This is a genomic window from Actinoplanes sp. NPDC051513, from assembly GCF_044454685.1.
GTDB lineage: Bacteria > Actinomycetota > Actinomycetes > Mycobacteriales > Micromonosporaceae > Actinoplanes.
The window spans coordinates 62,403-82,009 of record NZ_JBITDW010000009.1 but is presented as its reverse complement, the minus strand read 5'-3'; the positions used below and the strand labels follow the sequence as shown (position 1 = coordinate 82,009).

The following is a 19,607-nucleotide window of genomic DNA, read 5'->3' as shown; positions in this document are numbered from 1 at the left end:
ATGAGTGATCTCGTGCTCGGTCTCGACACCTTCGGCGACGTGCCGGTCGGCGACTCCGGCGTACCCGTGTCCCACGCGGCCGCGATCCGGCAGGTCGTCGACGAGGCCGTGCTCGCCGACGATCTCGGCGTCGACGTGATCGCCCTCGGCGAGCACCACCTCCCGGAGTATTCGATCTCCACCCCCGAGACCGTCCTGGCCGGCATCGCCATCCGCACCAAGCGCATCAAGCTCGCCTCCGGCGTGACCGTGCTGAGCTCGGACGACCCGGTCCGGGTGCATCAGCGGTTCGCGACCGTCGACGCGCTGTCCCACGGTCGCGCCCAGGCGATCCTGGGCCGGGGCTCGTTCACCGAGTCGTTCCCGCTGTTCGGGTACGACCTGACCGACTACGACGTGCTCTTCGAGGAGAAGCTCGACCTGTTCGTGAAGCTGCTCGACGAGGAACCGGTCACCTGGAGCGGCACCACGCGCGCCGCCCTCGAGAACGCCGACGTGTTCCCCAAGACCGAGTCGGGCCGGCTGGACGCATGGGTCGGCGTCGGCGGCTCCCCGCAGTCGGTGGTCCGCACAGCCCGTTACGGCCTGCCCCTGATGCTGGCCATCATCGGCGGGCAGCCCGACCGCTTCGCGCCCTACATCGACCTCTACAAGCGGGCAGCCGACCAGCTCGGCACGGTCGCGCACCCGGTCGGCATGCACTCGCCCGGCTTCATCGCGGACACCGACGAGGAGGCCAAGGAGCTGTTCTACCCGGCGTACAAGGTCATCCGGGACCGCATCGGCAAGCTGCGGGGATGGCAGCCGCTGCGGCGCGCCGAGTTCGACGCCGAGGTCGCGCACGGGTCGCTGTACATCGGCTCGCCCGACACGGTGGCGCGCAAGATTGCCAAGGCGGTCACGACGCTCGACGTGGGGCGCTTCGACCTGATCTACACGGCCGGGGCGCAGAGCGTGAGCGCCCGCAGCCGGGCCGTGGAGTTGTTCGGCACGAAGGTCGCTCCCATGGTCCGCGAGCTCGTCTCTTCGTGACCCCTTTTTCTGCTGTTGGCAGACGTTTCGAGGCCCGCATCTGCTGATGGCAGATCGGCTTGGTCCGGAGCTTCCCACCGACCCAAGGTGGATCCAGAAGTTCCGGCCAAGCCCGAGGGAGAACGTCATGCAAGTAGCCACCGGTGTTTCCGTCGACGACCAGGTGACCGCCCGGCTGCTCCACCAGCGCATCATCGTCCTCGGCAGCGAGGTCGACGACCCGGTCGCCAACCGGCTGTGCGGCCAGTTGCTGCTGCTGTCGGCCGAAGATCCGCGCGCCCCGATCAGCCTCTACATCAACTCGCCCGGCGGGTCGGTCAGCGCCGGCCTGGCCATCTTCGACACGATGCGGCTGATCCCCAACGACGTCAGCACCCTCGCGCTGGGGCTGGCCGGCAGCATGGGGCAGTTCCTGCTCACCGCCGGCACGCCCGGCAAGCGATTCGCGCTGCCGCATGCGCAGGTCCTCATGCACCAGGGTTCGGCCGGCTTCGGCGGCACCGCGGCCGACGTCGAGATCTACGCCGAGCAGCTCGAGCGGATAGGCACGCTGCTGCTGCGGCTCACCGCCGAACACACCGGCCAGGCGTACGACACGGTCGAGCTCGACAGCCGCCGCGACCGATGGTTCACCGCCGAGGAGGCACGCGACTACGGCCTCATCGACCACATCCTCGACAGCGTCGACGACGTACGCCCGGGCATGACCCGCGAGCCGATGGGACTGAGCGTATGAGCCAGTACACGATCCCCACCGTGATCGAGAGGACCGCGACCGGCGAGCGGGCCTTCGACATCTACTCACGGCTGCTGTCCGACCGCATCATCTTCCTCGGCACCGAGATCGACGACGGCGTCGCCAACGTCGTGATCGCCCAGCTCATCCACCTGGAATCGAGCGGGGAACAAGAGATCGGGCTGTACATCAACTCGCCCGGCGGCTCGTTCAGCGCGCTCACCGCGATCTACGACACCATGCATTTCATCCGCTGTGACATCGCCACCATCTGCGTGGGGCAGGCGGCGTCGGCGGCGGCGGCATTGCTCGCGGCGGGCACACCGGGCAAGCGGTCGGTGCTGCGGCACGCGAAGGTGACCCTGCACCAGCCGTCCAGCCAGGCGCGGGGCACGCTGCCCGACCTGGCGGTCGAGGCCAAGGAGGTGGCGAAGGTGCGCGCCGAGATGGATCAGATCCTGGCCGACCACACCGGCCACCCGGTCGCGAAGATCCGGGCCGACACCGATCGCAGCATGACCCTGTCGGCGGCGGAGGCGGTCGCCTACGGCCTGGCCGACAAGGTGATCACCCGGCGGGAAGCGCGGGCGTACCGCCTCGACAGCGCCGCCTGAATCGGGTGGCGCGGCGGCGCTGAGGGGTGGCGCGGCGCTGAAGGGTGGCGCGGCGGGCGACTGGTCAGGCGGCCAGCAGCATGGTGGTGCCGGAACGGCGCACCGGCGGCGCCATCGGGGCGATGGGTGTGATCGACGCGAGACGGAGGCGCACGACGTCGGCCGGGGCCCGGTCGAAGGCCAGGTCGTGCCCCACCTCGACCACCAGGTCGGACAGCTCGACCTGCAGCGCCTCGCACACGGCGGCCAGGATCTCGGAGCTGGGCTCCTTGCGGCCGCGCTCGACCTCGGAGAGGTACTGCACCGAGACGCAGGCCTCGCGCGCGACCTCGGCCAGGGTGCGTCGCTGGTCTTGCCGATGGCGGCGCAGCGCCTCGCCCACCACCGTGCGGAGCAGGGGCCGGGGCCGGGCGTTCTCGGTCATGGCCCACACGGTACTGACCGGGGCGTTGCCGCCGTAACCCCGTTCAGCCACGAGCGTAGAAGGCACGCCGCGCCACCCTCAACGGCGCGCCGAGCAGCCCCAGCACGCGCCACAGCGACACCCCGAACGGGCCACGGCGCCGAAGATCAGGGCGGGCCTTTCAGCTGCCGCCGCGGCCGGCGGTCGTCGGGCACCTCCGGGAACGGGCTGAGCTCCTCGCCGATCGGCCGGTCCGGCGCGCCACGTGGTTCTGGAAGCGGTCGCCGGCCAGCGCGGCCAGGTCGTGGGCGAACCGCGCCTCGTCGTAGGCCAGCTCGTCGAGCCGGAACAGCTCGACGGCCGGCCGATCGTCGAGGGTGGCCCGCGCGGCGGGCGGCACGTCGATGCTCACCCCGGGCGCCGGCGCGACGAGCAGGACCGCGGACCGCTTCGGTCCGTCGGCGATCGCCACCGCGGCGATCTCGTCCCAGCGCAGGTAGCGGTCGAGGTCGGGGTCCGCACGGTCCAGCCGAGGTGGTCGATGTCGATGCGGAACGGCAGCACCGCGTACCGCTGGGAGTGGATGCCCACCCCCAGCGCGACCAGGGCGGAGACCCCGCAGAAGAGCCAGCCGCACCAGCCGAGGCCGTCGCCGATCATCAGGCCGGCGAGCGCCACGGCCCCGGTGAGGAACAATGCCCCGAAAAACAGGAAGAACAGGCGATGAGCGTACGGGCGGCGCAGAGTCACCCGTTCATCATCGATCCTGTCCGCCACCTTCATTGTAGCCGCCCGACCACCCCGCCCGAATCGTCGCAGATGATGATTTCTGGTGCCTGACCAGCGCATATTCTCGGTGCGTGCCCGATGTCAGAACGCTGGAGATCGCCGCCGAGCAGGAAATCGTCGACCGGGTCTACGCGCGGCTCGACGCGATGCGGGAAGGGGCGGGCGCGCTCGCCCACGAGGGTCACCGCCGGGCCGCCGCCGGACCGGTCACCGGGCTGGTCGAGCGGGACGCGCTGGTCCACCGGGCCGCGACCCGGCTCCGGGCTCTCGACGCCGAGGAGGAGGGGCTCGTCTTCGGCCGGCTCGACTTCGACGACCACGAGACGTACCACATCGGACGGCTGGGCGTCCGCGACGGCACCGAGCCGCTGCTCATCGACTGGCGGGCGCCGGCCGCCGCGCCGTTCTACCGGGCCACCACCGGCGACCCGCTCGGCGTGCTGCGCCGCCGGGTCATCATCTGCCGCGGCCAACGGGTCCTCGACCTCGACGACGACGTGCTTGCCGAAAGCGCCGGCGACCTGCGGGTGCTCGGCGAGGGCGCGCTGCTGGCGGCGCTGCGCCGCTCACGCGGGCCGCACATGCGCGACATCGTCACCACCATCCAGCGCGAGCAGGACGAGGCGATCCGGGCGCCCGCCCGCGGCGTCACGGTGATCACCGGTGGTCCGGGGACGGGCAAGACCCAGGTGGCGCTGCACCGGGCGGCGTACCTGCTGTACACCGACCGGGGCCGCTTCACCGACGGGCGGATCCTGGTGGTCGGGCCGTCGACGGTGTTCACCAGCTACATCGCCCGGGTGCTGCCGTCGCTGGGGGAAGATAGCGTGCACCTGCGTGCGATCGGCGAGCTGGTCGACGGGGTGGTGGCGACGCGGCGCGACGCCGCCGGGGTCGCGGCCGTCAAGGGTGACGAACGGATGCTGGGGGTGCTCGGCGAGCTGATCTGGCAGGCGCCGCCGGAAGCGCCAAGTCACATGCGCATCGTGTACGCGGGGCAGGTGCTCAAACTCGACGCGGACGACCTCGCCTCCGCGCGCCGCAAGGTTCGCGCCAAGGCCACCCTGCCCAACGCCGCGCGCCGAGCCGCGGCCGCGGCCCTCCTCGGGGCGCTCTGGTCCCGGGTGGACGGTGAACACCTCGACCGGAAGCTCTTCATCGACGAGATCGCGGGGCGCGGCGAGTTCCACCAGTTCCTGTTCTCGTGGTGGCCGGTGCTCACCCCCGCCGAGGTTCTCTCGTGGCTGGCCGCCCCCGAGCGGGTGACGGGCCTGGACGCCGACGAGGCGGGCGCGCTTGCCACCTCGTACGAGAACCGCGATTTTTCGGTGGATGACGTGCCCTTGCTCGATGAGCTGGCCGGGCTTCTCGGCGACCCGCCGCCCGCGCCCCGGACGGCCGAGCCGGAGTGGAGACTGCGCGAGCTCACCTCCGGCACCCGTACGGTCGGCACCTTCGTCCTCTCCTGCGGGCTGCGCGACGGCTGGGAGCTGTACGCGCCCGGGCACCCCACGCCGATCGCGGTCGCCGGCCAGCGCATCGACAACGACGCGGTGGTGGTGGCGCAGCGGTGGGCCGAGCTCGTCATCCTGCGCGAGGGGCACAAGGTCGTCGGCTGGACCGACGGCTACGACCCGCACGGCGAGGACGGCTACGTGCCGCTGCTGGCCGAGCCGCTGCCGGTCGAGGAACCCGACGACGGCCCGGCCGAGGAGCCCTACCTGCACGTGATCCTCGACGAGGCGCAGGACCTGTCCCCGATGGAGTGCCGCATGATCGCCCGCAGGGCGGAGCACGCGTCGATGACGATCGTCGGCGACCTCGGCCAGGCGACCCACCCGCTGGCCGCGGGCTCATGGGCCGTGCTGGTCACGCGGCTCGGCAAGAGGGAATCCCGCACGCTCGAGCTGAACACCGGCTACCGGGTTCCGCAGGTGATCGCCGACTACGCGGCGCGGTGCCTCGCTCCCGGCCTCACCCCGACGCGGTCCTACCGCCCGGGTGGCGACCTCACGATCCGCCGGGTCGACGACCTGGACGCCGCGGTGCGGGAAGCCGTCGCGGCGGCGCCCGCCGAGGCGACGCTCGCCGTGATCGCCGCGGACGGCGCGACCCTCTCGACCGACTTCCTGCCGGCCGGCCTGGTCAAGGGCCTGGAGTTCGACCACGTGATCGTCGTCGAGCCGGCCGACATCGTGGCCGCCGAGCCGCGCGGCCTCAACCGGCTCTACGTCGTGCTGACGCGGGCGGTCGCGAGCCTGACCATCCTGCACAGCAAGCCCCTGCCCGAACCCGCCGGCGCTCGTTGATCGCGCTGCCGAGAGCCGGCGCGACGATCAGTCGGGCTCGACCACCCGGATCAGGGTGCCGATGCGGCAGCCGGTGCGGACGTATTCGAGCCGCACCCGGCGGCCGGTCCGGAACACGTCGCGCAACAGGTCGAGCATGCCGCCGGCCTGGGCCTCGCCGTTGCCGGTCCGCAACGGGAAGCCGAAGGCCTTGCCGGGCTCGGCGTCGAGCTGGACCACGACCTCGGCGTCGAGGCGGTCGGTCGGCGGGCCGAAGCCGCTGCCGAGCTCGTGCACCCGCAGTTCGGTGAGATGGCCGGTGGCGGCGTTGACGCTGCCCAGCGGGGTGTCCCACTCGGGCGGGAGCGGATGGAGGCGCAACAGTCCGCGGGCCGTCGTCGACGCGTACAGCGATCGGTCGCACGGGGTGACGCCCGGGTCGTAGAAGAGGCCGTTGACCTGGGCGCCCAGCGCCGAGCTCAACGCCAGGTGCCGCCAGTTCGCGCCGTCCGCCGTGTGGAAGACGCCGCGCGGGCCGGCGGCGAACCGGACGTCGAGACGCGGGTCGAAGGCCATGTCGCGCAGCAGCGCGCCGGAGCCGCGCTGGGCGAACGAGAACGCGTCGAGGGTCAGCACCCGTTCCAGGCCGGCGTCGACGACCCAATGGCCGCCGCCGTCGTCGGTGCGCCAGACGTGGTCGGTGTCCAGCACGTAGACCAGGTCGGGGCGGTACGGGTCGGCGAAGAACCGGACGGCCTGACGGGGTCCCGCGCCGGCCGACGGCACCAGCGTCGCCCAGCTCGCCATGCCCGACCGCCACCGGAACGCGCGCCGGGAGCCGCGGGACTCGGCGACCGTGAACGTCGGCCGCGCGTGGCCCCCACTCGGTTGGACGACGTCGACGGTGACCGGCAGCGGCGGGCCCTGCCGGAAGACCTTGACGCCCGGGCCGTCGGCGACGGCAGCGGTCACCCAGTCGTCGCTCGCCGTCAGCGAGGAGAGCTTGGTGGTGCGTAACAGCTGGGCACGATCGGCCGCGAGCTGCGTCCAGATCACTACGAAGTCCCCGTCCGGCAGCGGTTGCTCGTCGGCGCGGGTGAGCACCAGCGGCCGGTAGCCGGCGAAGTAGAAGCCGCTGACCGCGTTCCACAGCGCGTTGTCCTGGCCGTCCTCCAATGGCGGCCCTTTGACGCGATGCCGCTGGGTCGTGCCGCGGGCGGCGTCGGGCACGGCGCCGCCGGGACCGGTGTAGAGGAAGATCTCGCGGTTGCCGGCGCGGGGCGCGAACACGACCAGGCGGCTGGGCTGACGCGGATCGGCGAAGGTGCAGTCGTTGTCCCCGCCGACGTAGTCCTGGGTCGCCCACGTGGTCCCGCCGTCGCGGCTGTAGAACCCGGAGTTGTCGCCGCTCTGCAGGCAGATGCCCCGCGGCCGGCCGTCCACCGAGAGCACCGCCGCGTTGACCAGGCCCAGTGTGGACAGACCCCGGCCCTGGGTCCAACTGCGGGCGCCATCGGTCGACACGTACGCGCCGCCGTCGCTGACCAGAAAGAGCCGTCCCATCGACGGCGCGGGACTGCGCCGCAGGTCGCGGCTCGCGGCCAGGCCGTGCGGGTCGACGTGCACCGGGTCGCCGTCGATCCTGATCCAGTCGGTGACCTCGTTCGGCTCGCCGACCGCCAGGTGGGTGGTGCGGCGGTCGGAGACGACGAGAAGCAGCTGACCGTCGGGCGCGCGGTGGGCGAGGACGAAGCTCGCGCCGCTGGCGGTGGTGCCGGCGTAGCCGATCGGCGGATTCGGCAGCCGCGTCCAGCTGCCGGCGCCGTCGCCGGCCGGGAAGTCCCCCTTGAGCAGCTCCTCGACGTTCGTGTCACCGGCCGGGACGACCCGGCGGGCATAGACGATCCGAGGACTGCCCGGGTGCAGGCAGGTGGCGCGGGAGCTTTCACCCACCCCGTCGGTCGGCGGGCCGATGGCCGGCCCGCCCGGGTCGGCACGCCAGGTGACACCGCCGTCCGCCGAGTGCCAGAAGGCGGACCCGGAGGCGTACACGTGGCGCGTGCCGCCGGCGGCCGCGCCCACCAGGACGTGGTTGACCGCGGCCGAGGGCGCCACCGCCACGGCCCGCCAGGTACGGCCGCCGTCGGCGCTCGCCGCGAGCCCGCCCGATCCGCCGGCGAACACCAACTCGGGGTCGTCCGGGGCGCCGCCGAAGGTGCAGGCCATGGTGGGATTGCCGGCGCCGTCCAGGAACTGGTGCACGAGCGCCCAGGTCTCGCCGGCGTCCGTGGAGCGGTAGACGCCGCCGGCCTCCGGGCGCCGGAAATCGCGGCCGGTGGCGGCGAGCACCACGTCCGGCCGGTCGGGGTGCACCCACAGGTCGTAGACGTTGGTCACCGGCAGCGCGCCGGGCGGACGGGGCCGGTCCTGCGGCGGTTGCGCCCATTCGAGGTGGTTCCAGTGCAGACCGCCGTCGCGGGAACGCCAGACGCCGGCCTGGCCGCCGAGGTAGGCGCGACCGCCGTCCGGCGAGCAGGCTATGCACAGTTGCTTGCCGGACACCGACTGGTAGTCGCCGCCGAAGGAGAAGTGCGTGTTGTCGTTCCGCGGGCCGATCGGGGTGATGCGCACGACGTCCCTTCCTCAGCCGTTCCGGGGGAGCGGATCGAGGTGGATCCGGCCGGTCGAGGTGACGGACGGCTCCAGGGCGATCCGCACCGACCGGACCGCGGGCGACCAGCCGGGAGCGACGGCTTCGAGCCGGTAGTCGCCCGGTGGCAGTGGCCGTTCGCAGCTCATCCGGATCGTGAACGTGCCGTCCGGGTCGGCCCGCACCGGCCCGGCGACGGCCCGGTCGCTCGTCGAGAGCGTCACCATCCCACCCGGGACCGGTGCCTGCGCGTCCTCGTCCCAGAGCGTTCCGTGTACGCCCGCGGGCCACTCGACCGGGACGAGCTCGAGCCGGCCCACGTCCACCGCCGACTCGGGTTGCCCGGCCTCCAGGCGGCGGCGGACGGCGTCGCGGCCGTCGGCGAGGACGAGCAGCAGGAGCGGTCCGGCCGGGCCGCTCGCGGAGAGCTCGAACCGGCCACTCTCGTCGGCGTCGGCCGTCGCCACGGCGACATGACCGCGGGCCAGGCAGGCACGCGCGCTACCCACCCCCGCGTCTACCTGGCCGGTGACGACGATTCTGGCATCGGTCGCCATGACGCCTACTTCTGGAGAATCACGCGTACGACGATGCCGTTGTGCTTGCCGGCGTCCAGGTCGATCGAGTACTCGATCCTGGTCCGGCAACCGGTGGTGAAGGCATCGCGGAGCAGATCGAGCATGCCCTGCCGGACCGGCCGGTTGTCGTCGTCACGAAGCTGGAAGCCGAGCCCGCGATCGGGGACGGAGTCGAGTTTCGCCACCACCTCGACATCGATCTGGTCGTTCTCCGGCCCGTGGCGGCTGCGCAACTCGATGACACGCAGCTCGGACACCTTTCCGGTCGAAGCAATCAATTTGCTCGCCATGACTACCGAAATTACGCCGGTGGTCCGGAAAGCAACGGTCGGATCTAGGACGAACCCGGGAATGCCGATCCGGCCGCACCACAATGGAGCCATGAATCGATCACGCGGCCTGCCGACGCGATTCTGGGCCGAGGCGGTCCTCGCCTCGATCACGGCCGTCCTGACCGTGGTCACCGCGATCTCGCGCGAATGGATCGAGGCGCTCACCGGCTGGGATCCCGACCACGGCAACGGCGCGCTGGAGTGGGCGATCGTGATCGGGCTGGCCGTCGCCACCATCGCGTTCAGCCTTCTGGCCCGCATGGAATGGCGCCGGAACCTCCGCTTGACGGATCAATGACTATCCGGTCCCGCGCGCGCGGCCGCGACTAGCCTTCCAGGTAGAACACTCCCCGGAAGAAGTCGACATGGTATTCAACATCAACAATCAGAATGCCGCGCAGATCAATATGGCGGGCGGCAATCAATACGTCACCGGCCCGCAGGGCACGACAATCCAACTGCACGATGCGTACGCGGCCGCGCGGGCTCTCCGGGCCGCGGTCGCGCAGGTTGCCCTGCCGCCGGGCGTACGCGAGCAGGTTTTGACAGACACCGTCGCGGTCGAGCGTGAGTTGGCCGCAGGGGCGCCGAATCGGCAGGAGTCCGCCCGGCTCATCGAGCGCGTGGCCGAGTCGCTGGGCCGTTACGGCGCGCTGGCGTCCGCCGGCGCGGCGCTCGTCGCACCGCTCACCACCCTCGGACGCTGGCTCGGCCCCGCCGGCGCCGCGGTGCTCAGCCTGCTGCATTGAGCGCTCCATGTCCGAGCCCGCCCTCGAGGTGACCACGCCGCACCTCAGCCACGTCCGGATCCCGCTGAGCTCGGCCACGACGACGGTCGGCCGGGACGCCGACCTCGCGGCGCGGCTCGACGACCCGACGGTCAGCCGGCGGCACGCGACCATCGAGCTGGGCCACGGCCGGATGACGGTGCACGACCTCGGCTCGCTCAACGGCACCTACGTCAACGGCAGCCGGATCCAGGGCTCCGCCGAGATCCGCGCCGGCGACGTCGTCTCCTTCGGCAGCGTGAGCGCCCGGGTCGCCGGTTCCGACGGCGGCCGGCACGACGTCTCGTTCCAGGCGGGGCAGCAGAACGCCAACCAGATCAACATGGCCGGTCGCGACCAGATCAACTACATCCGGGCCGAGCGGGAGAGCTTCCTCGCCGACATCTCCGCCACCAAGACCAAGGGGCGATGGCTGGTCTCCTTCGGCTTCCTCTGCCTCGCCGTAGGTTTCTGCCTCTTCGGGTACGGGGTCATCGCGTTCATCCAGGCGGTTCCCGACCTGGGCCCGGAGACGCAGCCGTCGGACGCGCCGTCGCCGCTCGGTCCGGACGTCATCGGCGGCATCCCGCTCGGCGCCATCGGATTCGCGCTGGCCGCGCTCGGCTCGTTCACGCTGATCGCCGGCATCGTTCTGCACGTGAGCGCCGCCGCCCGCCTGCGCCGGCTGCAGAGCGCCCCGTGGCCGCCGACCTCCTGATCGCCGGGCTTACAGTGACCGTAATGAACGCGCCGCCCCGCCTGCGCCAGCAGCGCAAGGAAGAGACCCGTGCCCGCATCGCCGCCGCGGCCATGGATCTGTTCGCCGAGCGCGGTTTCGAGCGGGTCTCCGTCGTCGAGGTCGCCGCCGCGGCGGGTGTCACCGAGAAGACGGTCTTCAATCACTTCGCCACGAAGGAAGACCTGGTCTACTCCGGCGATCAGGCGTTCGAGGCCGCCCTGCTGGCGGCGGTCCGGTCACGGGCTTCGGGCGCCACCGTCCTGGCCGCTGTGCGGATGTTTCTTCTCGACACGTACGCGCGCGGCACGCAACCCCGGGCGACCGCGCTGGCGGCCCTGCTCGCGTCCAGCGCGGCGCTGCGGGTGCGCGAGCGCGAGATCCTGGCCCGCTACGCAGACCGCCTCCGCGACCAGATCGCGGCCGACATCGACGCCCGGCCCGGCGATCTGCGGCCTGATGTGGCCGCTCAGTCCCTCATCGCGGTCCACCAGGCCGTGATCGCCGGGTACCGCGAAGGGCTGCTGGCCGGGGAGCCCGCCGCCGAGCTCGACGAGCGGATGCGCAGCGCCGCCAAGGAGGCGTTCGACCTGCTGGCCGACGGCCTGGCCGCCTGGCCGTAGGGTGCCGCCACCCCGCACCCCGCCGCGCCTGCCGCTGCCCCGCGCCTGCCGCCGCCCCGTCGTCGCGCCCCCGCCGCGTCGCCCCGCCGCGTCGCGCCCCCATCCCCGCCGCGCTGCACCCCGCCCCACCGCGCCTGCGCCGGCGATGCCGAAGACCGCGACGCCGGCGACGACAGATGTGCGGCGCCGACCCGAAGCGTCCCGCCCACCTTGCCGACAAACCGGACCGTCCGATGCCCGGCCCGGTTCAGGCGAAGGTGGGCGTTCCGGCGAGCAGCCCGCCGTCGATGACGAGCGTGCTGCCGGTGACGAACGCCGCCTCGGGATCGCAGAGCCAGCGGATGGCCGCTGCCACCTCGTCGACGGTGCCGAGGCGGTGCGCCGGGACCGCCCGGGCGACGTGTTCGCGCGCGGCGGCGCCGGCGCGGTCGAGCTGTTCGGTGTGGATCGGGCCGGGCGCGATCGCGTTGATGCGCACCCCGTGGGCGGCGTAGTCGAGCGCCGCGCTCTCGGTGAGCCCGATCAGCGCGCGCTTCGCGGCGACGTAGCCGGCCAGGCCGGAGATCGAGCGGAGGCCGGCGGTCGAGGAGACGTTGACGATGGCGCCGCCGCCGGCCGTGATCATCGCGGGGATCTCGGCGCGCATGGAGAGGAAGGTGCCTCGCAAGGTCACCGCGAGGGCGGCGTCGAACTCGCCGGGCGGAACCTCGGCCAGTGGCCGGGGTCGTGATCCGTGCGCGGCGGCCGCGTTCACCGCGACGTCGAGTCGCCCGAACCGGCCGACCGTACGCTCGACCATCCCCTCGGTCGCGGCGAGCTCGCTGACGTCGGCCGGCATCGCGAGCGCCGTCCCGCCGGCCGCGACGATCTCGTCCCGGACCGCGCCGAGGCGCTGCTCGTCACGAGCGACGAGCACCACCGAAGCCCCGGCCGCGGCGAACGCCCGCGCAGTGGCGGCCCCGATGCCGCGACTCGCGCCGGTCACCAGCACCACGCGCGTACCCCCGTCGATCGCCACGGCCGGGCCTCCTTCGAGTTCGTTACAGCGACTGTAACGAACTCGAAGTGTCCAGCAAAGTGCCGTTGGGCGGCACGCCCTCGGCGAACTCGAACGGAAGCCCGGCCGCGAAGGCCGGCCGCGGGTGGTCCATCACCTGGAAGTGCAGGTGGGGCTCGGTCGAGTTGCCCGAGTTTCCGCAGCGTGCCAACTGCTGCCCGGCCACCACCTGATCGCCCGGGCGGACCATCGCCGAGTGACGCTGGAGGTGGCCGTAGAGCGCATAGCGGCCGTCACCCTGGTCGACCACGATGTGGTTGCCGATCACCCGGCCCGCGCCCGACAGCTCGCGGATCATGCCCTCGACCAGCAGATACAGCAGTCCCGGCACCGAGGCGCGGCTCCAGTGGTCACGCTGCCACTGCGACACCCGCACGACGCGGCCGGACGCCGCCGCAAACAACGGCTGGCCCAATCCGGGGAATTCGGTCGCGCGGTGGGCCGGCCGACGCCACGACGATGCGGGACGCTCAACCCCGGGAGGATCAAAGACAAGATCTATCGCGTACGTCTGTCCGTACGCGTGCAAACTGTGACTGGGCACCCGGCTGGCCGGGCTGTTCGCCGCGCGCCAGGGCCCGCGGACCGGGGGTTCGAGCAGCACCGGCTCGGCGCAAACACGGCCGACGAAGGCGGAGAGCGCCATCGCCCCGATCAGCGCCGGGATCGACACCCACCCACGGGACGTCGTAGTCGAGAACCATCTGGCCCAGCAGAACCAGCAAAACCAGGAACAAGAGCGGCATTCGTACGCGGGCGGCCAGGCGAGCCATGATTCCTCCCGAGCGGTGGACTGGGGAGAGCAGACGCCGGTGCTCGCGGCGCTGTCCCACCCCGCCCGGGTCCACATCCTGCGCGAGGTGCTGCGCGGCGCCGGCGCGGCCGCCGAGCTGCAGGCGATCGACGGCATCGAGAGCACCGGCCAGCTCTACCACCACGTGCGGCAGCTGACAGCGGCCGGCTGGCTGCGCACCGAGGGCCGCGCGCGCTACTCGATCCCGCCCGAGCGCATCATCCCCCTCCTAGTGATCATCGCCTGCGCCCAGCGATGACCAACGCCCCACGATGCGGGCCGCCGCTGCAATGCGGCCCGCCCCACGGTCAGGGCCCGCCCCACGGTCAGGGCCCGCCCCACGGTCAGGGCCCGCCCCACAGTCAGGGCCCGCCCCACAGTCAGGGCCCGCCCCACAGTCAGGGCCCGCCCCACAGTCAGGGCCGGCCTGACTATGCGAGGCGCTCAGCGCGACGGCAGGCCCAACGCCTCGAGGGTCTGTCGCAGCACATGCCGGCCGGCCATCGACTCGGGGCCGCGCAACCGGGCCAGCACCCGGCTGCTCCAGTTCCCCGCCAAGCCGTAATGGGCGTTGTAGGCGGCGAGGCGCTCGTCGTACGCGGAGATGTGCTCGTCGGCGGCCGCGTCGTAGCGCTCCCGGTGCAGCACGGCGGCCGGCGGCAGCCGCGGCTTGACCCCGGCCGGCTCGTCCGGGTCGGGCGTGCCGACCGCGAGACCGAAGGTCGCCACCGCGTGTGGCGGCAGGCCCAGCTCGGCCGCCACCTCGGCCGGATGGTTGCGGATCGCGCCCACGAACACCGAGCCCAGCCCGAGCGACGAGGCGGCCAGCACCGCGTTCTGCGCGGCCAGGGCCGTGTCCACGAAGCCGATCAGCGTGGTCTCCAGGTACTCGGTCGCCGCCAGCTCAACCCCGGCGCCGGCGGCGAGGCGACGGGCCCGGCTCAGGTCGGCGACCCAGACCAGGAACAACGGCGCCTGTGCGACGAACGCCTGGTTGCCGGCCAGCGCCGCCAGCCGGGCCTTGCGGTCGGGATCGCGCACCGCCACGACGCTCCACGGCTGGAGATTGGACGAGGTGGGCGCGGACTGCGCGGCCGCGACGAGGGCGCTCAGCTCCTCGTCGGTGACCGGGCGCGGGCCGAACCGGCGCACCGAGCGGCGCGCCAACTGCAGGGCCAGCACCTCGTTGCCGGCGACCCCGGGCATCAGGCCACCACCTCTCGGAGCCGGCCGATCAGGGCGTCGCCCACCCGGGCCGTCTCTTGTTTGTAGGGCGTGTCGGAGAGGACGAAGTGGGTGATGCCCAGGTCGGCGTAGCGGGCGAGCGCCGCCGCCACGTCGTCGGCCGAGCCGACCAGCCAGGTCGTGCCCGCTCCCCCGCCGCCGTAGCGGCCGGGTGCCGTGTAGAGGCAGCTGTCGAGCACCTCGCCGCGGGCCGCCAGGTCGAGCAGTCGCTGCTGGCCGACGGCCGGTGCGCGAAGCTGCTCCTTGGCCGAGCGGGATGCCATGGCTTCGACGCGGGCGAAGGCGTCGCGCCAGGCCTCCTCGGTGGTGTCGCGGACGAGCGTGGTGATGCGCAGCCCGAACTCCAGCGGCGGCAGGTCACGGTCGAGGTCCTTGCTGAGGCGGCGCAGCCGGTCGATCCGGTCGGCGACGCCTTCGAGGGGCTCGCCCCAGAACAGCTGCACGTCCGCCTCGGTGGCCGCGACCCGCTCGGCGGCCGCTGAGGCGCCGCCGAAATACAGGCGAGGGCCACGCGTACGAGGGACGACCGTGGAGTTGGTGACGTGGAAGTACTCGCCGGCGAAGGTGACGTTCTCCGAAGTCCACAAGCGACGGACGAGGCGCATGAACTCCTTGGTGCGGGCATACCGCTGGGCCTGGTCGCCCTCCGCGTCGCCGTACGCGGCTAGGTTGTCCTGCCCGCTGACGATGTTGATGAGCAGCCGGCCGCCGCTGAGGTGGTCGAGCGTGGCGGCGGCGCTGGCGAAGTGGGCCGGCTGCCAGTAGCCGGGCCGGATCGCGGCGAGCGGCCGGAACGTGGTGGTGCGCGCGGCGATCGCGGTGGCGACCGTGAACGTGTCGGGCCGTCCCCAGCCGGTGCCGATCAGGGCGCCGGACCAGCCGTGCTCCTCGGCGGTGCGGGCCAGCTCGACGGAGTGGTCGAGCGTGCCGTACCCCTCGACGGCGTCGTCGAGGCGGTGGCCGGGCTCGACCGTGTTGGGAATGTACCAGAGGAAGGTCATCGGGCCACCTCGGCGAAGACGTTGGACGGGCGGGGAAGGCCGTAGTGCTCGCGCAACGTCGCGCCTGCGTACTCCGTACGGAAAAGGCCTCGTTCTTGAAGGATCGGGATCACCTTGTCGGCGAAGGCGGAAAGTCCGGACGGCAGCACGGCGGGCATGATGTTGAAGCCGTCCGCGGCGTGGTTCTCGAAGTAGTGCTGGATCGTGTCGGCCACCTGGACGGGTGTGCCGGTGAACGTGCGATGCCCGCGGCCGCCGCCGAGCTTGCCGATCAGCTGGCGGACGGTGAGGTTGTCGCGGCGGGCCCAGTCGACGATGAGCGTGCGGCGGCTCTTGGCGCCCTCGATCTCGTCCTCGCGGGGCAGATCGTCGGGCAGCGGCTCGTCCAGCCGCAGCCGGGACGGGTCGACCTTCAGGGTGTGCGCGATCGTCGCGAGCGCGTATTCCGGTGCAATCAGGCGTTCCAGCTCCGCCTCCAGCGAGAGGGCCTCGGCTTCGGTGTCGCCGATGACCGGCACGATGCCGGGCAGGATGACCACGTGGTCGGGGTCGCGTCCGGCCGCCACGGCGCGACGCTTGAGGTCGGCGTAGAAGGCCTGGCTCTCGGCGAGGGTGGGCTGGGCGGTGAAGACCGCCTCGGCCCACTTCGCGGCGAACTCCTTGCCGTCCTCCGAGGAGCCGGCCTGCACCAGCAGCGGATGAGCCTGCGGCGAGCGCGGCAGGTTCAGCGGACCGTCCACCCGGAAGAACGTCCCCCGGTGGTCGATGGCCCGCACCCGGTCGCGCCGGGCGTGCACGCCGGCGGATTTGTCGGCGACGATCGCGTCGTCGGCCCAGCTGTCCCATAGCTTGGTGGAGACCCGGAGGAACTCGTCGGCCCGCTCGTACCGGGTGCGGTGCAGCGGCTGGTCGTCGAGGCCGAAGTTGCGGGCCGCGGCGTCGCCGGCGGTGGTGACGATGTTCCAGCCGGCCCGGCCGCCCGACAGGTGGTCGAGCGACGCGAACCGGCGGGCCAGGTTGTAGGGCTCGTTGTACGAGGTGGAGGCGGTCGCGATCAGGCCGATCCGGGTGGTGGTCGCGGCCAGGGCGGCCAGCAGCAGCGTCGGCTCCAGCTTGCCGGACGGGCGGCGGCCGGGGTCGCTCCACAGCACCGGGCTGTCGGCGAGGAAGACCGAGTCGAACTTGGCGTCCTCGGCGACCCGGGCGAGGTGCTGGTGGGCGGCCAGCGAGAGGTTGGCGCGGGGGTCGGACTCGGGAAGCCGCCACGACGCCTCGTGGTGTCCGGTGTCGTGCAGGAACAGGTTGAAGTGCAGCTGTCTCATCGAGCGACCCCCAGCTTGTCGAGCAGGAAACTGCGAAGTTCGGCGGGCGAGCGGTCGACCCGTACGTCGGCGTGGACGACGCCGTGGTCGAGCAGGATCACCCGGTCGGCGAGCTCGATCGCCTCGTCGACGTCGTGGGTGACCAGCAGCACCGCGGGCTTGTGCACCGCGCAGAGGTTGCGCAGCAGGGCGTGCATCTTGATGCGGGTCAGGGCGTCGAGCGCGCCGAACGGCTCGTCGGCCAGCAGCAGCTGCGGCTCGCGGACCAGGGAGCGGGCCAGCGAGACGCGCTGCTGCTCGCCGCCGGAGAGCTGGTAGGGCCAGGCGCGCTCGCGTCCGGCCAAACCGACCTCGGCGAGCGCCTCCCGGCCGCGCCGGCCGGCGTCGGCGCCGCGCAGCCCGAAGGTCACGTTGTCCAGCACCCTCTTCCAGGGCAGCAGCCGGGAGTCCTGGAAGACCACCGAGACGGCGTCCGGAACCTGGATCTGGCCGTATCCGTCGACGTCGCGGTCGAGGCCGGCCAGCGCCCGCAGCAGGGTGCTCTTGCCGGTGCCGGAGCGCCCGATCAGCGCCACGAACTCGCCGGCCGGGATGTCCAGGTCGAGGCCGTCGAGGACGCCGCCGTTCTTGCTGAAGCTGCGGTGCAGGTTGCGTACGCGTACCGCGGTCAGTTCTCGAGTGTCCGTCGCCATGCGAGCGCCCTCCTTTCGATGAGCCGCACCGCGGTGTCGGCGAGGAACCCGAAGACGCCGTAGATGACCAGGCCGACCACGATGACGTCGGTCTGCCCGTACTCGCCGGCGAGCGTCATCATGTGGCCGATCCCCGCGGTCGCGTTGTACTGCTCGACCACGACCAGGCCGAGCAGCGACGAGGTCACCGCGAACCGCAGGCCGAGCAGGAACCCGGGCAGCGCGCCCGGCAGCACCACGTGCCGGACGAACTCGCCGCGGCTGATCCCGATCGTCTCGGCCAGCTCGGCGTACCGGCCGTCGATGCCGCGCAGGCCGTTGTGCGTGTTGATGTAGATCGGGATCACGCTGATCAGCGCGATGGTGAGGACCTTCATCTCCTGGCCGATGCCGAACCAGGCGATCAGCAGCGGGATGAGCGCCAGCGTGGGCACCGACCGCTTGATCTGGATCGGCCCGTCGATCAGCGACTCCCCGGCCCGGGAGAGGCCGGAGACCACGGCGAGCACGGTGCCGGCCAGGACGCCGAACGCCAGTCCGAGCGCGGCCCGGTGCAGCGAGGCCAGGATGTCGCCGAGCAGCTCGTGCTCGGTCCACTGGGTACGGAACGCCGTGACCACGTCCCACGGCGCGGTGAGGATCGCCGGGTTGATGAGGCCGGTGGCGGAGCCGGTGGCCCAGAGCGCGATCAGGACGATCGGGCCGATCCAGAAGGCGAACTTGATGCGGTGGCCCGGACCGAGGCGGCGGCGGACGACGCGGACGTCGGCGGTGTCACGCGCCGGCGCCTCGAGAACGGCGGTCATGACGCGTCACCCGTGACCACCTTGCCGCCGGCGGCGTCCGCCTCGACCTTCTCGAAGCGGCGGTCGACCAGGGTGCTCACGTCGAGCTTGTCGTGCTTCTGCTCGGTGGCCAGCAGGTCGGCGGTCGCCTGGAGCCGGTCCTGGGCGTTGTCCCAGGTCGCCGGGATGCCCTTGTCGCCGCTGTCGGCGAGGTAGGCCTTGGCGTCGGCCTCGCTGAGGCCCTGGACGTCCTGGAGGTACGCCTTCGAGTACTCGTCCGGGTGGTCGTTGGACCACAGCAACGCCTTGGCGCGCACGGCGACGTACGCCTTCAATGCGGCGGCCTTTCCGGAGTCCTGCACCGCCTTGGTCAGGCAGTAGAGCGTCGACGCGTCGTCGCGGATGCCGGTCGGGATCGTGGTGGCGCCCGGGTACTTCGACTTGTACGTCCGCACGGTCGACGTGCCGAGCGGGGCCACGTCGACAGCCTTGCTGCCCAGCGCCGTCCGGTACGAGTCGCCGGTGCTGGTCAGGTCGACGAGCGTGACGTCCTGCTGGGTCAGGCCCGCCTTCTGCAGCACCCGCAGGACCAGCGCTCCCTGCGCCTGACCGGCGCTGTAGGCGATCTTCTTGCCGCGCAGGTCGGCCAGTGACGCGACCGGCGAACCGGGCGCGACGCCCAGCTCGTACGTCGGGTGCTGGAGCGGGTCGATCGTGACGGACTGGAAGACGATCTTCGTGGGGGTGCCGGTCCAGGCCGCGAAGAGCGAGGGGATGTCGGCGACCGCGCTGCAGTCGAGCTTGTCGCCGCGGAAGGCCTGGATGCTCTGCGGGCCGCCGCTGATGTTGGCCCATTCGACGGTCACGCCGGCGTCGGCGAGCTCCTTGCCGAGGCCGGAGACCCCCAGGACGGCCTGGATCGACGGATCGCCGATGCGGATCTCGGTGCCGCTCGGAACCTTCTCGGGCAGCGCCGCGCCCAGCTCGAGGGTGGCGGCGGCGTCTTTGCTCCCGCAGGCGGACAGGACCAGTAGAGCCGACAAAACAGACAGAGAGGCTAGCGCCTTCTTCATGGCCATCCTTTCAGGGCGTCGCTTAATCCATATCATGGCTATAGGATTAGTAGGTTTCAACTTTGCGCCGGACTGAATTAACGGCCATCCA

23 protein-coding genes are annotated in these 19,607 nt (G+C 72.1%); 9 read left to right on the top strand and 14 right to left on the bottom strand.

Annotated features, from left to right (window positions below):
- The 3 genes from ACIA5D_RS27810 to ACIA5D_RS27800 all read left to right on the top strand — a co-directional run bounded on the left by ACIA5D_RS27810 (position 1) and on the right by ACIA5D_RS27800 (position 2,382).
- On the top strand, positions 1-1,032 hold the full coding sequence (locus ACIA5D_RS27810) for an LLM class flavin-dependent oxidoreductase (protein ID WP_396033186.1): 1,032 nt from the start codon (positions 1-3) through the stop codon (positions 1,030-1,032).
- A 127-nt stretch (positions 1,033-1,159) separates the two neighbouring features.
- The gene (locus ACIA5D_RS27805) at positions 1,160-1,768 is read left to right on the top strand and encodes a ClpP family protease (RefSeq protein WP_396033185.1); all 609 of its coding nucleotides are present in this window, start codon (positions 1,160-1,162) and stop codon (positions 1,766-1,768) included.
- Positions 1,765-2,382: a ClpP family protease gene (locus ACIA5D_RS27800; RefSeq protein ID WP_396033183.1), complete on the top strand. Its 618-nt coding sequence runs from the start codon at positions 1,765-1,767 to the stop codon at positions 2,380-2,382. Before ACIA5D_RS27805 ends, ACIA5D_RS27800 begins: the two co-directional genes overlap by 4 nt.
- Positions 2,383-2,446: 64 nt before the next feature.
- On the opposite strand, the gene ACIA5D_RS27795 is transcribed toward ACIA5D_RS27800, so the two are convergent.
- The 3 genes from ACIA5D_RS27795 to ACIA5D_RS27785 form a co-directional block, all read right to left on the bottom strand.
- Positions 2,447-2,806: a helix-turn-helix domain-containing protein gene (locus ACIA5D_RS27795; protein ID WP_396033182.1), complete on the bottom strand. Its 360-nt coding sequence runs from the start codon at positions 2,804-2,806 to the stop codon at positions 2,447-2,449.
- 160 nt (positions 2,807-2,966) lie between these two features.
- The gene (locus ACIA5D_RS27790; RefSeq protein WP_396033181.1) at positions 2,967-3,197 is read right to left on the bottom strand and encodes a hypothetical protein; all 231 of its coding nucleotides are present in this window, start codon (positions 3,195-3,197) and stop codon (positions 2,967-2,969) included.
- Positions 3,194-3,535, bottom strand: a complete 342-nt coding sequence (locus ACIA5D_RS27785) for a hypothetical protein (RefSeq protein WP_396033180.1) — start codon at positions 3,533-3,535, stop codon at positions 3,194-3,196. The genes ACIA5D_RS27790 and ACIA5D_RS27785 overlap by 4 nt, the downstream gene beginning before the upstream one ends.
- 110 nt (positions 3,536-3,645) lie before the next feature.
- Here ACIA5D_RS27785 and ACIA5D_RS27780 point away from each other — a divergent pair, with 110 nt between their 5' ends.
- Positions 3,646-5,883 carry a HelD family protein gene (locus ACIA5D_RS27780; RefSeq protein ID WP_396033179.1) on the top strand — a complete coding sequence of 746 codons (2,238 nt, stop codon included), beginning with the start codon at positions 3,646-3,648 and terminating at the stop codon, positions 5,881-5,883.
- A 27-nt stretch (positions 5,884-5,910) separates the two neighbouring features.
- On the opposite strand, the gene ACIA5D_RS27775 is transcribed toward ACIA5D_RS27780, so the two are convergent.
- Genes ACIA5D_RS27775 through ACIA5D_RS27765 form a run of 3 tightly spaced genes read right to left on the bottom strand, consistent with a single transcriptional unit; the run spans position 5,911 to position 9,380 of the window.
- Complete coding sequence (locus ACIA5D_RS27775) at positions 5,911-8,493, bottom strand: hypothetical protein (RefSeq protein WP_396033178.1); 2,583 nt, start codon at positions 8,491-8,493, stop codon at positions 5,911-5,913.
- Between the two features lie 12 nt (positions 8,494-8,505).
- Complete coding sequence (locus ACIA5D_RS27770) at positions 8,506-9,069, bottom strand: carboxypeptidase regulatory-like domain-containing protein (RefSeq protein WP_396033176.1); 564 nt, start codon at positions 9,067-9,069, stop codon at positions 8,506-8,508.
- Positions 9,070-9,074: 5 nt separating this feature from the next.
- A complete protein-coding gene (locus tag ACIA5D_RS27765; RefSeq protein WP_396033175.1) occupies positions 9,075-9,380 on the bottom strand; it encodes a hypothetical protein in 306 nt (101 codons plus the stop codon).
- A 91-nt stretch (positions 9,381-9,471) separates the two neighbouring features.
- Here ACIA5D_RS27765 and ACIA5D_RS27760 point away from each other — a divergent pair, with 91 nt between their 5' ends.
- The 4 genes from ACIA5D_RS27760 (at position 9,472) to ACIA5D_RS27745 (ending at position 11,548) form a co-directional block, all read left to right on the top strand.
- Positions 9,472-9,720: an ABC transporter permease gene (locus ACIA5D_RS27760; RefSeq protein ID WP_396033173.1), complete on the top strand. Its 249-nt coding sequence runs from the start codon at positions 9,472-9,474 to the stop codon at positions 9,718-9,720.
- A gap of 67 nt (positions 9,721-9,787) precedes the next feature.
- Positions 9,788-10,171: a hypothetical protein gene (locus ACIA5D_RS27755; RefSeq protein WP_396033172.1), complete on the top strand. Its 384-nt coding sequence runs from the start codon at positions 9,788-9,790 to the stop codon at positions 10,169-10,171.
- Between the two features lie 7 nt (positions 10,172-10,178).
- Entirely contained in the window at positions 10,179-10,907 is a 729-nt protein-coding gene (locus ACIA5D_RS27750) for an FHA domain-containing protein (RefSeq protein ID WP_396033171.1), read from the top strand.
- A gap of 23 nt (positions 10,908-10,930) precedes the next feature.
- Positions 10,931-11,548 carry a TetR/AcrR family transcriptional regulator gene (locus tag ACIA5D_RS27745; RefSeq protein WP_396033170.1) on the top strand — a complete coding sequence of 206 codons (618 nt, stop codon included), beginning with the start codon at positions 10,931-10,933 and terminating at the stop codon, positions 11,546-11,548.
- A 247-nt stretch (positions 11,549-11,795) separates the two neighbouring features.
- Here the strand turns inward: ACIA5D_RS27745 and ACIA5D_RS27740 are convergent, their stop codons facing one another.
- Both ACIA5D_RS27740 and ACIA5D_RS27735 read right to left on the bottom strand, forming a co-directional pair.
- Positions 11,796-12,566, bottom strand: a complete 771-nt coding sequence (locus tag ACIA5D_RS27740; RefSeq protein WP_396033169.1) for an SDR family NAD(P)-dependent oxidoreductase — start codon at positions 12,564-12,566, stop codon at positions 11,796-11,798.
- A 22-nt stretch (positions 12,567-12,588) separates the two neighbouring features.
- The gene (locus ACIA5D_RS27735) at positions 12,589-13,278 is read right to left on the bottom strand and encodes a M23 family metallopeptidase (protein ID WP_396033167.1); all 690 of its coding nucleotides are present in this window, start codon (positions 13,276-13,278) and stop codon (positions 12,589-12,591) included.
- Between the two features lie 115 nt (positions 13,279-13,393).
- On the opposite strand from ACIA5D_RS27735, the gene ACIA5D_RS27730 reads away from it, so the two are divergent.
- A complete protein-coding gene (locus tag ACIA5D_RS27730; protein ID WP_396033166.1) occupies positions 13,394-13,657 on the top strand; it encodes an ArsR/SmtB family transcription factor in 264 nt (87 codons plus the stop codon).
- A 185-nt stretch (positions 13,658-13,842) separates the two neighbouring features.
- On the opposite strand, the gene ACIA5D_RS27725 is transcribed toward ACIA5D_RS27730, so the two are convergent.
- From ACIA5D_RS27725 to ACIA5D_RS27700, 6 genes are read right to left on the bottom strand one after another with little or no spacing between them, the layout of a single operon-like run.
- Positions 13,843-14,604 carry an NADPH-dependent oxidoreductase gene (locus ACIA5D_RS27725; RefSeq protein ID WP_396033165.1) on the bottom strand — a complete coding sequence of 254 codons (762 nt, stop codon included), beginning with the start codon at positions 14,602-14,604 and terminating at the stop codon, positions 13,843-13,845.
- The gene (locus tag ACIA5D_RS27720; RefSeq protein ID WP_396033164.1) at positions 14,604-15,644 is read right to left on the bottom strand and encodes an LLM class flavin-dependent oxidoreductase; all 1,041 of its coding nucleotides are present in this window, start codon (positions 15,642-15,644) and stop codon (positions 14,604-14,606) included. The genes ACIA5D_RS27725 and ACIA5D_RS27720 overlap by 1 nt, the downstream gene beginning before the upstream one ends.
- Entirely contained in the window at positions 15,641-16,966 is a 1,326-nt protein-coding gene (locus tag ACIA5D_RS27715; protein ID WP_396033163.1) for an LLM class flavin-dependent oxidoreductase, read from the bottom strand. The genes ACIA5D_RS27720 and ACIA5D_RS27715 overlap by 4 nt, the downstream gene beginning before the upstream one ends.
- Positions 16,963-17,658, bottom strand: coding sequence for an ABC transporter ATP-binding protein (locus ACIA5D_RS27710; RefSeq protein WP_396033162.1), 696 nt, complete (start codon positions 17,656-17,658; stop codon positions 16,963-16,965). Before ACIA5D_RS27710 ends, ACIA5D_RS27715 begins: the two co-directional genes overlap by 4 nt.
- Positions 17,634-18,464: an ABC transporter permease gene (locus tag ACIA5D_RS27705; protein ID WP_396033161.1), complete on the bottom strand. Its 831-nt coding sequence runs from the start codon at positions 18,462-18,464 to the stop codon at positions 17,634-17,636. The genes ACIA5D_RS27710 and ACIA5D_RS27705 overlap by 25 nt, the downstream gene beginning before the upstream one ends.
- On the bottom strand, positions 18,461-19,516 hold the full coding sequence (locus tag ACIA5D_RS27700) for an ABC transporter substrate-binding protein (protein ID WP_396033159.1): 1,056 nt from the start codon (positions 19,514-19,516) through the stop codon (positions 18,461-18,463). Before ACIA5D_RS27700 ends, ACIA5D_RS27705 begins: the two co-directional genes overlap by 4 nt.
- Positions 19,517-19,607: the final 91 nt, after the last annotated feature.

Coding starts and splice junctions, on each gene's coding strand:
- ACIA5D_RS27795 (WP_396033182.1), bottom strand. CDS start 2,806: ATGACCGAGAACGCCCGGCCCCGGCCCCTGCTCCGCACGGTGGTGGGC.
- ACIA5D_RS27725 (WP_396033165.1), bottom strand. CDS start 14,604: ATGCCCGGGGTCGCCGGCAACGAGGTGCTGGCCCTGCAGTTGGCGCGC.
- ACIA5D_RS27770 (WP_396033176.1), bottom strand. CDS start 9,069: ATGGCGACCGATGCCAGAATCGTCGTCACCGGCCAGGTAGACGCGGGG.
- ACIA5D_RS27805 (WP_396033185.1), top strand. CDS start 1,160: ATGCAAGTAGCCACCGGTGTTTCCGTCGACGACCAGGTGACCGCCCGG.
- ACIA5D_RS27710 (WP_396033162.1), bottom strand. CDS start 17,658: ATGGCGACGGACACTCGAGAACTGACCGCGGTACGCGTACGCAACCTG.
- ACIA5D_RS27720 (WP_396033164.1), bottom strand. CDS start 15,644: ATGACCTTCCTCTGGTACATTCCCAACACGGTCGAGCCCGGCCACCGC.
- ACIA5D_RS27745 (WP_396033170.1), top strand. CDS start 10,931: ATGAACGCGCCGCCCCGCCTGCGCCAGCAGCGCAAGGAAGAGACCCGT.
- ACIA5D_RS27800 (WP_396033183.1), top strand. CDS start 1,765: ATGAGCCAGTACACGATCCCCACCGTGATCGAGAGGACCGCGACCGGC.
- ACIA5D_RS27760 (WP_396033173.1), top strand. CDS start 9,472: ATGAATCGATCACGCGGCCTGCCGACGCGATTCTGGGCCGAGGCGGTC.
- ACIA5D_RS27765 (WP_396033175.1), bottom strand. CDS start 9,380: ATGGCGAGCAAATTGATTGCTTCGACCGGAAAGGTGTCCGAGCTGCGT.
- ACIA5D_RS27700 (WP_396033159.1), bottom strand. CDS start 19,516: ATGAAGAAGGCGCTAGCCTCTCTGTCTGTTTTGTCGGCTCTACTGGTC.
- ACIA5D_RS27715 (WP_396033163.1), bottom strand. CDS start 16,966: ATGAGACAGCTGCACTTCAACCTGTTCCTGCACGACACCGGACACCAC.
- ACIA5D_RS27810 (WP_396033186.1), top strand. CDS start 1: ATGAGTGATCTCGTGCTCGGTCTCGACACCTTCGGCGACGTGCCGGTC.
- ACIA5D_RS27705 (WP_396033161.1), bottom strand. CDS start 18,464: ATGACCGCCGTTCTCGAGGCGCCGGCGCGTGACACCGCCGACGTCCGC.
- ACIA5D_RS27755 (WP_396033172.1), top strand. CDS start 9,788: ATGGTATTCAACATCAACAATCAGAATGCCGCGCAGATCAATATGGCG.
- ACIA5D_RS27750 (WP_396033171.1), top strand. CDS start 10,179: ATGTCCGAGCCCGCCCTCGAGGTGACCACGCCGCACCTCAGCCACGTC.